Annotated in this window: 15 protein-coding genes and 1 riboswitch; of the genes, 8 read left to right on the top strand and 7 right to left on the bottom strand. The window is 37.1% G+C overall.

Annotated elements, in window-relative coordinates; all coding sequences use genetic code 11:
- Positions 1 to 67: 67 nt before the first annotated feature.
- From QSJ46_RS17760 to QSJ46_RS17740, 5 genes are all read right to left on the bottom strand, one after another.
- Complete coding sequence (locus tag QSJ46_RS17760; RefSeq protein ID WP_285605118.1) at positions 68 to 2434, bottom strand: hypothetical protein; 2367 nt, start codon at positions 2432 to 2434, stop codon at positions 68 to 70.
- 90 nt (positions 2435 to 2524) lie between these two features.
- The gene (locus tag QSJ46_RS17755) at positions 2525 to 3256 is read right to left on the bottom strand and encodes a CPBP family intramembrane glutamic endopeptidase (RefSeq protein ID WP_285605117.1); all 732 of its coding nucleotides are present in this window, start codon (positions 3254 to 3256) and stop codon (positions 2525 to 2527) included.
- Between the two features lie 95 nt (positions 3257 to 3351).
- The gene (locus QSJ46_RS17750; protein ID WP_285605116.1) at positions 3352 to 3762 is read right to left on the bottom strand and encodes a hypothetical protein; all 411 of its coding nucleotides are present in this window, start codon (positions 3760 to 3762) and stop codon (positions 3352 to 3354) included.
- Positions 3763 to 3767: 5 nt separating this feature from the next.
- Positions 3768 to 4220: a LytTR family DNA-binding domain-containing protein gene (locus tag QSJ46_RS17745; RefSeq protein WP_285605115.1), complete on the bottom strand. Its 453-nt coding sequence runs from the start codon at positions 4218 to 4220 to the stop codon at positions 3768 to 3770.
- Between the two features lie 5 nt (positions 4221 to 4225).
- Entirely contained in the window at positions 4226 to 4792 is a 567-nt protein-coding gene (locus tag QSJ46_RS17740; RefSeq protein ID WP_285605114.1) for a GNAT family N-acetyltransferase, read from the bottom strand.
- A gap of 131 nt (positions 4793 to 4923) precedes the next feature.
- On the opposite strand from QSJ46_RS17740, the gene QSJ46_RS17735 reads away from it, so the two are divergent.
- Positions 4924 to 5493, top strand: a complete 570-nt coding sequence (locus QSJ46_RS17735) for a hypothetical protein (RefSeq protein ID WP_285605113.1) — start codon at positions 4924 to 4926, stop codon at positions 5491 to 5493.
- A gap of 45 nt (positions 5494 to 5538) precedes the next feature.
- Here the strand turns inward: QSJ46_RS17735 and QSJ46_RS17730 are convergent, their stop codons facing one another.
- The gene (locus QSJ46_RS17730) at positions 5539 to 5712 is read right to left on the bottom strand and encodes a Fe3+ hydroxamate ABC transporter substrate-binding protein (RefSeq protein ID WP_285605112.1); all 174 of its coding nucleotides are present in this window, start codon (positions 5710 to 5712) and stop codon (positions 5539 to 5541) included.
- A 179-nt stretch (positions 5713 to 5891) separates the two neighbouring features.
- Between QSJ46_RS17730 and QSJ46_RS17725 the strand changes: the two genes are divergently transcribed.
- Both QSJ46_RS17725 and QSJ46_RS17720 read left to right on the top strand, forming a co-directional pair.
- Positions 5892 to 6437 (top strand): sigma-70 family RNA polymerase sigma factor, encoded by a 546-nt coding sequence (locus tag QSJ46_RS17725; RefSeq protein WP_047202811.1) that lies wholly within the window; start codon positions 5892 to 5894, stop codon positions 6435 to 6437.
- Positions 6406 to 7854, top strand: a complete 1449-nt coding sequence (locus QSJ46_RS17720) for a DUF4179 domain-containing protein (RefSeq protein ID WP_285605111.1) — start codon at positions 6406 to 6408, stop codon at positions 7852 to 7854. The genes QSJ46_RS17725 and QSJ46_RS17720 overlap by 32 nt, the downstream gene beginning before the upstream one ends.
- A gap of 18 nt (positions 7855 to 7872) precedes the next feature.
- On the opposite strand, the gene QSJ46_RS17715 is transcribed toward QSJ46_RS17720, so the two are convergent.
- On the bottom strand, positions 7873 to 9060 hold the full coding sequence (locus QSJ46_RS17715) for an MFS transporter (RefSeq protein WP_285605110.1): 1188 nt from the start codon (positions 9058 to 9060) through the stop codon (positions 7873 to 7875).
- A 100-nt stretch (positions 9061 to 9160) separates the two neighbouring features.
- Between QSJ46_RS17715 and QSJ46_RS17710 the strand changes: the two genes are divergently transcribed.
- The 5 genes from QSJ46_RS17710 (at position 9161) to QSJ46_RS17690 (ending at position 13316) form a co-directional block, all read left to right on the top strand.
- A complete protein-coding gene (locus QSJ46_RS17710; protein WP_107164008.1) occupies positions 9161 to 10057 on the top strand; it encodes a LysR family transcriptional regulator in 897 nt (298 codons plus the stop codon).
- 115 nt (positions 10058 to 10172) lie between these two features.
- Positions 10173 to 10274, top strand: a riboswitch (purine riboswitch).
- Between the two features lie 144 nt (positions 10275 to 10418).
- Positions 10419 to 11744, top strand: coding sequence for an NCS2 family permease (locus QSJ46_RS17705; protein WP_041087063.1), 1326 nt, complete (start codon positions 10419 to 10421; stop codon positions 11742 to 11744).
- Between the two features lie 207 nt (positions 11745 to 11951).
- Complete coding sequence (locus QSJ46_RS17700; protein WP_166644707.1) at positions 11952 to 12113, top strand: hypothetical protein; 162 nt, start codon at positions 11952 to 11954, stop codon at positions 12111 to 12113.
- Positions 12114 to 12124: 11 nt separating this feature from the next.
- Positions 12125 to 12304, top strand: a complete 180-nt coding sequence (locus QSJ46_RS17695; RefSeq protein WP_047202807.1) for a YezD family protein — start codon at positions 12125 to 12127, stop codon at positions 12302 to 12304.
- Between the two features lie 220 nt (positions 12305 to 12524).
- On the top strand, positions 12525 to 13316 hold the full coding sequence (locus QSJ46_RS17690; RefSeq protein ID WP_151284106.1) for a hypothetical protein: 792 nt from the start codon (positions 12525 to 12527) through the stop codon (positions 13314 to 13316).
- The last annotated feature ends 49 nt before the right edge of the window (positions 13317 to 13365 follow it).

The following is a 13365-nucleotide window of genomic DNA, read 5'->3' as shown; positions in this document are numbered from 1 at the left end:
CGGCTCTTTTGTATGATCGGTGTTGCATTGTTTGTTTTTAGTTTTATGAAAGCTATTAATAAAAAAGTTAACCAAAAAGAATTTTTTCTAATTTAATAGAAAGCTGCCTCAAACTAGCCTTCCCAATTTTTCCGTGGACTGAATTTTTAAGTTTTTCATAAATTGTTTCTAGATATTCATCTAATGTCATATCTATTCTATCAAGGATAGATATTCCACCAGTTTTAAACGCATCTAAAAACTGTGTGTTTTTGAAATTTTGTTCATATCTACTATCAGTAATTTTTAACGCAAAAAATGTGAATATAGATTCTCTGTTTAAAATAATATATGTGTCTCCTCCATTTCCATATGTGATAGACTCAAGAAATAGATTATTTGCCGAGACTCTCATTTTATAATTTACGATGAATTCATAATACAACAGACTGACTATATTCAAATCATCAACTATGCTTTTCATATCTAGAGGTATTTCTCGTAGTAAATATTCCATTGAATTTGTTAACTCTTCATATTTCGTTATTTTTGGTATTTTATCAACGGCACGTAAAAATTCAATACAAAGATTTTTAATCATCCTTAAATCAGTTTCTGTTTGTTGTGTTGTTAGGACAATTTTATGTAAATATTTGTTGTTAGGTGATAATATCGCTTGAATCAATAATATTTTAAGAGGTGAGATCCGACTATAAGCAAATTGATCATAGTAGTCCATATTTTCAATTTGCTTTTCTCTGTCTGTATAAATAGTCGTTAGCACTTTGAAAGTGATTCTGTGATTTATATGAGTTTTTGCAACTATTTTGGCGGATGAAAAATATAAATTTTTTTTCTCGTCCTCTTCAGCCCAATGAAATGCATTTATTAATTTTCTTTTGAAATATAAAGTATTATCATTCCACTTTTCATTAGCTGGGTAAAGTAATTGATATAATGAATAGGCAATGAGGTATTCCTTATTCAATAAAGAAATTAGCTTTTCCAATTTTTCATTCTCAGAAATGTTCTCTCTTAAATTACCATGACTTCTAATTAAGTAATCAAACACTGCTTTTGAAAACAGTTCATCATTGTCGTATCTCGAAAAGGTAGGTAGGTCAAACTGAGATTCTGAAATTAGATATTTTTGAGCTATTTTCTCCCATTTGTATTTCTCGATTTTAGAATAATATTTTAAAAAATCAGTTGTTTTGTTCTTTTTTTCTGACTTAAATTTCATGTTGAAATTGTTTTTTTTGATATCTGTATACAACTCCTCCATTTTAGTTGAATCAGAAACTGCTTCTTCTATTAACAGATCGAATAAATAAATATGAATATTTCCTATTTGTTTATTTAAGACTGAACTAAAATCAAGTTCATTTATATTTTTTTCTAATAACTTTGGTGATTCATCTAATAAACGGTTAAAAGTGTACATATCTTGGTCAATAATTTTTTTTAAGTAGTACCAATCAATTTCCTTTTGAATATCAGATAAGTATTCCCATTTTTTGTATATGAATCTTTTGTAATTATCATATAAATAAATTTCTTCTTCCCCAAAACGATGTTTCTCGATTCGGATCCTTTTGAATTTTACATATTTTGAGCCTACCTCAATATCTATTTTAGAAAATACTTTGTTTAAGAAGTAGCCAATTGAATGATTATCTAATTTTGAGATATCATATTTGAGAACTCTAAAGAAAAATCTTATATCGTCATAATCAAACTTACTTTTATACATTTTTCTGAATAGTCTATAATACTTTTTAGATATTGATTCATTTATAGTATGTTCTAATCCTATATCTGATTTTCCTTTTATTAGAAATAGCATGCGGATAATTTGTAGGCTCATTCCAATTAAAAAGATGTAAATCCAAAATAGCATTGTAACACTTGTTTGCCAGGCAAAGATTAGATTGTCTTTCAGTTCTCCACTAGTATTAATAATTAGAATAGGAGAAGTAATAGTTAAAAATAATATCAATAGAAATGGTTTAGTTTGCGTAATCTGATACCAAATAGACGTATCTGCTAAATGTTTAATTTTACTTCTTCCTAAATATTTAACTTTATCACTGTCACCAACTAAAAATTGCAAAAAACCTATATAAATACCATAGATACTTAAAAGTCCAACAACAAATCCATATACACTAACTAAATTAAAATATTGATTTTGATATTCAATAAATTTGATTCCAAATTCACATTGAACAATAAACAAAGAAAAATATAAAACTAAAAATAATGATTTACTAAACCGTGGTAAATTTCTTTCAGATAAAAGAACATCTCCGATGAAGTTTACCAATTTTGTACCAAGTTTTGTTTGAATCATTAACAGTTGGATTTTTAGTTTAATTGTTGATAAAAACAAAGATATTAAAAATGCTATTATTAAAAATCCAATAAATGTAATTTCGTTATCGGATATTCCCAAGATATAACCTCGCTTCTTTTCGTTTTTCTAAGCTGGTTGTATACACACACACACTTCTCATTCGTCATTTTCCCTTATCTACTGATATTTTTATTGTTTGTATTTCACTTTCTTCGTCCTTAAATATCTCCACAACACCACCGCAAGAACAAGCAAAATGACACATTGAATTGACAGTAAAAGCATTTGCAATTCCACAGATGTTTGCCCATTTGTCATTTGATCCACGATATTATGCACTGCGTGCCATATGATGACCCATTGCAGGCTGTTTGTGAGTGCCACAATTTCAGCTGCAACGAATCCAAATAAGAAGGCGAATAGGATTTGAGCAACGGTTAAGGTGAGGCTTTTTCCACTTAAAAGATTCGCAGCATGACCAAGACTGAATAGTACGGCGGAACCCCATATGGCGGTGCTTAGATTGATTTGCTTTAAATATTGAAACAGAATGCCGCGAAAAATACCTTCTTCAAAAATACCGACACAGACCATGAAGAAGCAAAGTGCCGTAAAGGAAGAGAGGGATAAATCCGTGTTTAATCCAGCGATGAACGGGATGGCCTCGATGATAAGGATGGGAATGACCCACTTCCCGAGAGCCCCTTTTCGGCAGCCTATTTCTTTCAAGTGAAAACGGCTTTTCTGAATAATCAATAGAAGAAAAAGACACCCAGCCAGCATGGCACAGCCATTGATGATATAGATGGTCATAGGATCGGTCACTTCTTTGATGGATATATAGACACCTGCACTTGTTGGAATAATTAAAGAAAACAGCAGTAGAAGCACAGCTTTTCGAATGATTGTCATTGGTTTCATGTTTTGATTCCTCCTCTAATGTCAGAGTAGTGGAATCAAGTAGAAGCCTCAATCAAATCTTCCTAACATGTCAATTTTTAACCCTAAGATGCATATTAAGATGTTGTTCGTTTTTTTCGCTGCTGTAAATGGTCATTGATTTCCGCAGCGGTTGCCTGATCTTTTTTATACAATAGGTACTTAATTAAAAAGAATAATGCCATGACCACAAGGAAATTCACGATGAACGAAAGGAGACTAATTTCACCGCTGACGATAATGATAGTTGTCATTATCATACACATCACAAGGACAATATATAGGGTTTGTTGAAAAAGAATCCGTTGATGGCTATATGTTTGTTTTGGGTATAGCAAGAAAGTCAGGGCGCTTGAAAAAAAGGAATTGGAAATGATCGCTTCTAAAATGTAAATCGGCATCGATCCAAATGTGAAACAGTAAATCAACACTAAGGCTGTAAAGATCATACAAAATGTAATCAAAAGATTGATGATGTAACGTTTCATTCTATTCACTTCCTCCGTAATCCAAGCTTCTCTTTTAATGCTTGAATATAAAAACGTGAAATCATTACTTTTTCTTCATTTTTAAGGTTTGCTTCAAAACGGCCACTTGTTTTAGGAGAAATGAAGGCGATAGAATCAATATTCAGAATCATCGATTTCGAGATTCTGACATAATCATGCGCTTCAAGGTGTTCTTCAAGTTCAAATAACTTTTCCTTTATGAGAAAAACCCCGTCTGTCGTATACAAAAACGATTTTTTATCAACACTTTCAATATATAAAATGTCGTGATAATAGATTTTTTTCATGCTTTCTTTCTCAGGGTCTTTCGCTAGGAAGAAGGGGGCTGATTGCTCCACTTGCTGGACAAGCTTTTCAATCGCCGGATTGAGCTCATAAATGTGAAAAGAAACATATTCTGATTGCGGCTTTTGAATGAAATGAATATCTATTTTCATCTGTTTTATTTGTAATCCCTCTTTAAAATCGAATACATATACACATCATCAAACCCATTTTGACCAAGATCATACTCCCTCAATAAACCCTCTCGTACAAATTTAATCTTCTCCAATAATTGAACAGAGAATGTATTAGCTGGATCAATAATCGCTTCAATCCGATTCAGGTTCATTTCCTGAAACCCATATCGTAACACCGCAGCAATCGCCTCGCTCATAATGCCTTTTCTCCAATGATCGTGATGCAATTCATAGCCAATTTCCGTGCGGCAGTGCTGTTTTTCCAAGTTAAGAAATCCACAGCTGCCGACGATCGCAGGATCATCTTTTAAAGAAATGCCCCAGCGGATGCCTGTTTGTTCTTTGAAGATGTTGTCATACCACTGGATTTCTCCTTTTGTGTCTTCAATCGTTTTATGAGCATCAATTCCCATGTAGCGGCACACGGTTTCATTGGATAAATAGATGTGCATATCCTCAGCGTCTTCGATCGTCGCTTGTTTTAAGATTAGTCTTTCGGTATGTATGGTTGGAAATGATTGCGGGAATACCAGTTCACGTCTAGTCATATTTTTCTCCTTGTGCAATTTTATTTAAATTATACCTGTACTGGTCGATTTTGTGTAATGCTTTGGTGTAATATGAGAATATGATTGTGGGAATAATTCACAAACGAATTCGATAAAAGAGGATAATTGAAATGGGCATTTTTCTAATTATGATCGTCATCGTGATGATCGCCGTATCTTTAGTGATCTATTTATTTATAAAGGGAATCATTCAATCTAAAGTGCTAGTGATTGTAGGTTCTGTTTTAGGAGGAACCGCACTATTTGTTTGGGTGGCTATGTTTTTTAATTTTCACTCTGTATCTTTAATAAATGAATCGTTAGGTCATTTTAAGATCGGTGAAAAATTTGAGGGAGATCATACTTTTGCGGAGAATACTCAATTCTCTCATCCTAAACAGAGTGTCTATATGGAAAAAGAAAATCAAGATTTTGTAGTATCAGTTGATCAACATCATCGAGTTACATCTATTTACAATCAGTCAAAACAGAAAACTCTTCAAACATCTAAGGGAGTTAAAATAGGAGAAGATTATTCATCTGTGATACAAACATATGGAGAGCAATTCAAGAAGCTCTGGTTTTTCGAAGGGTATAGCAAAGGTATACAATATCAAGATCAATCAAACGGTATCATTCTAGAGTTCTTTTTCAATGACAATAAACTAGCACTCATTGAACTTCGTAGTAAGCGGAAATAAAAAAGTAGAAAGTAAAAACAAGCATTTTAATTGAAATGCTTGTTTTTATGTTGCTTTTTCATAACATGCCTTACAATAAAAAACCCCTTCATTCCTCAGCCAAGCCTTTACCTCTGTCATTCCGCGTCTCTTTGGATAGACGAGCTTGACGTACACTTCTTCGTTACCTTCTATCTTCTTCTGACAGCTAGCACATACGGGTTCTTCAAATGGAAACAATTGACATACTCCTTTTTGTAGATATTTCTTCCATTATATCAAATATGCAACATAATCTTTGCGGCCTGTTCTTCACTTTTTCTATTTTTGTCCGACATATGGTAAGGAAAAGAAATTTTAGTTTGTTGAAACCGTTTGAGAGAAACCTTGCTCTAACAGGTGTAGGAGGTGTGGATGAGATGAAGCAAGTGCGTCTAATTAAAAAAGCACAAAAAGGGAATGTCCCGGCATTTGAGAAATTAATGCTGATGTATCAAGAGCGTTTATATAAAACGGCTTTTCTCTATACAAGAAATAAAGAGGATTCGTTAGATGCTGTTCAAGAGACGGTCATTAAAGCGTTTAAGCATCTATCTGGCTTAAAAGAACCGGCTTATTTTTCTACCTGGCTGACACGGATTTTGATTCATACGATTTTTGCGATGAAGAAAAAGCAGCAAGATGTTGTTCCGTTAGAACAGCATCATGAGAGCGTTGAGCGACATGATTTTTTAGAAGACAAGCTTGATTTAAAAAATGCACTTGAAGTGTTAGATGAGCAATATCAGCTCGTGATTCAGCTATTTTATTTTCAAGATTATTCGATTTCGATGATTTCTGAACAGATGGGTGTGCCTGAAGGAACGGTTAAAACTCATTTGTATCGAGCAAGAAAGCTATTAAAGCAAACATTGGAGAAGGAGGAGAGTGTCGATGGAACGAAAAGAAATGAAAAAGCTTTATGATGAGATTGATGTACCAATGGTTGAAGTAACCTCTGCGATTCGCCAAGCAATAGGAGATGTAAAAGCGGAACAGAAAAAACATTGGTTCAAATGGAACTGGAGAACACCAGTATACTCTGCCATTGTTCTCATCGTCCTTTACTTTTCATCAGGTTTCCTTTTTCCTTCTCTTAATACAGCAATGGCACGTGTCCCGATTGTTGGGCAATTTTATATGATGTTTCACGATAAAGTAGGAATGGCTCTTTTTCAGAGTGATTTGGTGAAACATGTCAATGAGGGGGCTGAATCAAGAGGAATTACTGTGAAAGTAAACAGTGTATACTATGATGCCGGGCGTCTTGTTTATACGTTTACTGTCGATCATTTGAATACAAAGGAAGATTCTGTACCATTCATCGTCAGCAACTTAAATCATATAAATGAAAATTTCCAACCGAGTTACGACAATCAGGAATTGAAAAAATTAAAGGATGGCCGATATCTTGGGCAAATGGAAGTCTATACAAATGGACAGACAATTAAGCAAGGTCAAAAAGCCCCACTCGTCATTTCAAAAATTGGAGATATTGTAGGGAATTGGCGTTTTGAATTACCTGTAGTGAAGCAAAAAACCACTTTATTAGCTGGACAAAAAGACGTGTCTATTTTAAATGGACGTTATCAAATAAGAAACGTAAAGGTAGAAAATGGAGTGAATGGCTCTGCTATTCAATATGCCATTGATTACAATGGTTTTGCCAAAGATGATAGAGTTAGTATTGATAGAATGAAGGATAATTTAGGGAATGAGTATGAGCTTGAGATTGGAACCGTTTTAAGAAAAAAACAACTGACTTCTGACAAAACTAGAAAAGATCATTTGACAATTTTGAATCAGCCGATCAATCCAAAGGCGACTGAATTGACATTTTACACAGATGTGAGATACGAACGAGAATACAGCCACATCATTCCTCTCAAGACAAAGCTGCCTGTTCAGTTCAAAACAAAACACCATGGCATCGGAATCAAAATCATTAAGATAGAGCAAAAAGACCGTTCTGTGATTGTTGATTATCAATTTACTGGAGTAGATCAAAAAGAATTAGATCAGGATGTGATGGAGAATATAGGTGAATTCATTGGATTAGGCGATGTTGAAAAGATGAAATCATGGCCCGATCCACAAGCAGACTATGAAAGCGGATATTACTTGAAGGGGAACCATGCGAAGGTGACGAATTTAAAGACAGCTTCCATGCAATCCACCTTTGAATTTGATGATAAGAATTTAGAGACTTTATCATTAAACCATTTTTCTTTTAAAGAATATGGGCTTTATCTTGATTTGACTGAACTGAACATGTTGGCACCACAGAAAGAGATAAAGGTAACCATTCCAGTCAAAAAAGAAACTTCAAAAGCTAGTCAATAAATAAGAGAGCGAACATGATTACACATGTTCGCTTTTTGTCTGTTGTTCTACCAGTCGATGACGATTGAACGAATACCGAATCAACATCAACGCCACAAAACTAGCTATCCCACCAATCCAACTTAAATTCGTTACATTTGTATACTGAATAATCACGCCGCCCATAGACGATCCGAGCATCATGCCGATGTTCATAATCGCTGTATTAAAGCTCAGCACGGTTTCTGATGCTTGTGGTTTAAGGGAGATCAGATAGTATTGCTTCGCTGGTGTTGTTGTCCATGTGGCGATGCCCCAAATGGCGAGTGTGATCAAGACGCTAATTGTAGAGAATTGCGTAAAGAATAAGGCAAAGAGAGCGAACATCTGGATCATGATGCTGATCGAGATGGTTCGGTTTGGTCCCCATTGATCGACGGCGAATCCGCCAAAACGTGAGCCAATAAAAGCAGAAATGCCTAAGACGAGCAAGGCAATGCTTGTCATTTCAAGTGAAAAGCCGGCGGTCTGTCGCAATAAAGGAGAGATATAAGCAAAGACCATCGTGTAGCCTAAGATCCAAAAGACGGTTGTGGCTAAACCGCTGATTACCCTGCGGTCTTGAAGGATGTGTAATTGCTGCTTTAATGGCAGATGAGAATGTCCCTCTATGCGTGGCAGCAATTGATAAAGAAGCAAGAAGAGACAAGCAGAACCTAGTGCAATGATGAGAAAAATATAGTGCCAATCCACATGACCTGATAGAAATGTTCCAATCGGCACACCAAGTACGAGTGAAATGGTGAATCCAGTGATGACCGTCGCCATTGCACTCCCCTTTTTTTCTGGCGGGGCGATCTGCGCTGCATAATTCGTGGCAACGACAATATATAAGCCGCCGCTCATGGCCATAATGACACGAGATAGCAGGAGCAGCACAAAATGATGGCTGAAAAAGGCGAGCATATTGCCTAAAATAAACACAAAAATAGCTGATAACAAAACCTTTTTTCGGTTCAGTTTCGACGTTACCATGACTAAAAAGAGAGCGCCTACTGCATAAAAAAGAGAATAGACGGTGATGAGCTGACCGGCAGCAGGAATGGAGATGTGTAAATCGACAGCAATGATATCTAGAATCCCTGACACGACGAATTCTGACGTGCCTGTGACAAATGAACCGACAGCTAAAAGAACAATCAATAGCTGATGAGATGTGTTTTTCATTTTGAACCCTTCCTTCATGTTGATACGTTGTCTTTAGTTTAAATTCCGTGCTAACATAAGTAAAATTGATGTTTTTCATGAAGGAGATGAGTAAATACTCATGAGCTTTGTTCGTTTTGATATTATCGCAAAAGTGGTGGAGCTTGGCAGTTTTACAGCAGCAGCTGAAGCATTAAATATGACGCAGTCAGCTGTGAGTCATGCAGTGGCGAATTTAGAGTCAGAGTGGGGCGTGTCTTTATTCATTCGTGACCGAAAGAAGGGCATTATGCTGACGGACATTGGTCAAACGCTTCTCCCGCATATTAGAGAAGTGTTAAATAGAGTGGAGAAAATCCAGCAAGAAATTGCATTAACGAAAAATATTGAAACAGGTTTAATTCGTATTGGCACATTTGCCAGTGCCTCTGCTTGTTTATTACCTAAACTGCTTGTGAGCTATCAGAAAAAACATCCAAAAATCGAATTTAAATTCTATGAGGGAACGTATGAAGAAATATTGGAGTGGCTGGATTCTGGCATCATTGATGTTGGATTTGTTGTGAAAGGCCATGCGGATGAAGCCTTTGATTTACTGCCGCTTATGAAAGATGAGATGGTGGTCGCCTATCACCCAAATCATCGATATGAACAGCAGCCCATTGTAGATATAACAGATTTGGCGGGTGAACCATTTATTATGCCGACTGGCATGTATCAATCACATGTAGAGGATATTTTTTCGGAGGCGCAAATGAAGCCAGCTGTTTTATTTGAAGTTCATGATTGTACGACCATTGCTCGTATGGTAGGGGAAGGACTTGGTGTCACGATAGGTCCGGAGTTGTTTTTAAAAACGCAGCAGCTTGTGCATATTCGTCAGCTGAATGTCTCTCATCATCGTGAGGTTGCGCTCGCCTGTCCCTCTCTCTCCCAAGCTTCTCCAGCAGTGAAAGAGTTTTTCCATGTAGCCGAAACGGTTTTTGCAAAAGAGAAGGATTTGGAGAAGGGTGTATAAAGAACTAGATGTGAATTTCCAAATTCGTGTAATAAGACGAATGAAGCGGACATTTCTTTGAAAAATGTTCGCTTTTCATATTGTATTTTAAAAATGAAGTTGGTACAATAGACACAGAAATCAAATAGATAGAAGTCGTATAATCGCGGGGATATGGCCCGCAAGTTTCTACCAAGCTACCGTAAATGGCTTGACTACGTCAATTCACACTCGTTTGATATAAATCATGCATTGTTCTTGTTTTATGTCACAGTCTGAATTCACATATGTAGTCAAGCGTCCCAAAATTGTTGGGGCGTTTTTTATTTGACTAGTGAATGGGACAGACTAAAACAAAAGGACATGAAGGGAGTCAGTTGGCTTGAAACAGTATTTTCAGTTTGATGAGTTAGGAACGAATTACCGCAGAGAAATCATCGGTGGTTTAACCACATTTTTGTCGATGGCTTACATTCTGTTTGTTAATCCGATCACACTTGCATTAGTGTCGGTACCGGATTTTCCAGATAAATTACGTATTGATCAGGGCGCTGTCTTTACAGCAACGGCGTTAGCTTCTGCTGCAGGGTGTTTCCTGATGGGATTGATCGCCAGGTATCCGATTGCAATTGCACCAGGTATGGGTCTGAATGCGTTCTTCGCCTTTTCGGTTGTGCTTGGCATGGGCATTAAATGGGAAGCAGCACTTTCAGGTGTGTTTGTTTCAGGATTGATTTTCGTTGCCCTTTCTTTAACAGGTTTCCGTGAAAAAATCATCAATGCCATTCCAGCTGAGCTGAAGCTGGCAGTTGGTGCAGGTATTGGTTTGTTCATTACGTTTGTTGGTCTACAAGGCTCTGGCATTATCGCCAATAATGATAATACACTCGTTTCGATTGGAAATATTCATAGTGGTCCAGTTCTGTTAACGGTGTTTGGTATCGTAGTGACTGTTATATTAATGGTTCTTCGTGTGAATTCAGGTGTCTTCATTGGGATGCTTGTGACTGCTATTGCCGGGATGCTTTTTGGTCTTATACCAGTACCGTCTCAGATTGTGGGAAGTATTCCAAGTTTGTCTCCAACCTTTGGTCAAGCCTTGATTCACTTACCAGAAATATTCTCGATTCAAATGCTTATTGTGATCTTAACGTTCCTTTTCGTTGGATTCTTTGATACAGCTGGTACGCTTGTAGCTGTGGCAACACAGGCTGGTTTAATGAAAAATAATGAGCTTCCTCGTGCAGGAAGAGCACTGCTGGCGGATTCTTCTTCTATTGTTGTAGGTTCTGTTCTTGGTACATCTACAACAACATCTTATGTTGAATCTAGCTCAGGCGTTGCTGCTGGTGCGCGTTCTGGTTTTGCAGCTGTCGTCACAGGGATTTTCTTCTTGCTGGCGATGTTCTTCTCACCGCTTTTATCCATTGTTACACCTAATGTGACAGCACCTGCTTTGATTATTGTTGGTGCACTGATGGTCGCTCCGCTTGCAAAGATTGCATGGGATCGCTTTGAAATTGCGGTACCAGCGTTCTTAACGATGATTATGATGCCACTGACATACAGTATTGCAACAGGGATTGCGGTTGGCTTTATTTTCTACCCGATTACGATGATCTTTAAAGGGAAAGCCAAAGAAGTGCATCCAATCATGTACGGATTGTTTGTCATCTTTATTCTATATTTCGCTTTCTTAAATCATTAATTGAACATCTGAAACAGCAGCTCATGGGGCTGCTGTTTTTTGTTAAAAAAATCAAAACATAGTTGACTTATAGGAATTATGTGTTTATGATAAAAAGACATAATTCGCTGATTGGATCACCAAAGGCGCTTTGATTTCCTTTTTTAATAGAAGGTTTCAGGGTGCCTTTTTTTCTTGCAAACATTCAAAAGGGGGAGGAGATGTCTTTTGTCACGCTGGCTTAGACAGGTGATTGAACGAAAAAAGCAGGTGCTGATTCAAAAGCTCCTTTTATGGGGGCATGAAGAAAAGCAGGAAGCGCTCATGCATTATACAATTCATGAGCTGGAAAATGAGGTTCTCTATTTAAAAGAGCGAAAACAAAAATAGGGGGATGAGCGATGGATGAACAAAAGCTGAATTATATTTTATCTGCCTTAAAAGGGATCGACTATGGATCAGTGGTCATCACCATTCATAATGGACATATTACACAGGTCGATACGACCAAAAAGACTCGGTTCCCCGCTCATCAGGAGAATCTCCGAGTTCAGCAAGGAAAGCGGAGTCACTATCGTTGACCATGAATTTCAACATTGATAAAAAGCTGATGGAGGCCGTCAGCTTTTTTGTTTTGTCTTATTTTCTCTCCATTTTAAAACCTCTTCTGCCTTTTATCCGTCTATTCGTATGAACGTCAAGGAATCTTGACTGAATAGAGAGACTCCGCTACTTTAAGAGGAGTCATCCGAACAGTTCATTCACTTGAACCTGTAAGGATTGGATAGGAGTTGATATGAGATGTTAGAGAAAGATCAAGATCAGAGGACATCTGAAAAGAAAAATGAAGAGTCATCAATAGATCAAGAAACAAGGCAATCCCGCCTCAGCCGCAGCGCTGCAAAACGTGGAAGAATCTCAAAATCAGCAGAGGATGAGCGTTCAACCATCCAGCGTATGCTGCAAGGTGTAGGAGGCGCGTTTAAGCGCTATGGTTCATATGGACTGGCGATGTTAAAATCACCGAGCCAGGCCATCAATCAAGCGGAAACATTGCGTATGAAGTACGCCTGGATCTCGATTGTGTTATTCAGTGTGTTTTTTGCTTTAGGCAACTATGTTCAATTAAAGGCGTCAAAAACCCGTTTATTAGGCTTTGGCATTCATTATTCTTTTGGTGACGCCTTTTTGAGGGTTGCAGTCTTTACACTCATTGTGTTGACATTGATGATGCTCACCGTCTGGCTGCTCGGAAAATACATGCTAAAAGGAAACATATCACTGAAAGAAGTGATCATGAAGTTTGGTGCTGCGCTTGTGCCGGTGTTGGTTTTATCCATCCTTTGGCTTGTATTTGCCATGCTGAATATTCCATATGTGACCGTCATATTATCCGTGATGATGTTTGTCGGCCTTCAGTTGATTGCGGTCGTGCTCTTTCGCTCGATTCAATCGGAGCACGATGCCGTACGTGGAGATTTGATGTATGCAGGCTGGATCTTTTTATTGGTTGAGCTTGTCATCATTGCGCTGCTCTGGGGCATAGTCGGGGAGTATTTGATTCCATCACTTGTTCCTGTTCGATTCGGATAAAACACACTGAAAACCTCCTTTTTTGAAAAAGGGGGTTTTCATGTTGAGA

Source organism: Bacillus sp. YKCMOAS1 (assembly GCF_030268125.1).
GTDB lineage: Bacteria > Bacillota > Bacilli > Bacillales > Bacillaceae > Bacillus > Bacillus safensis.
Note: the sequence above shows the minus strand (reverse complement) of the source record. Positions and strands in the feature narration are given on the sequence as shown.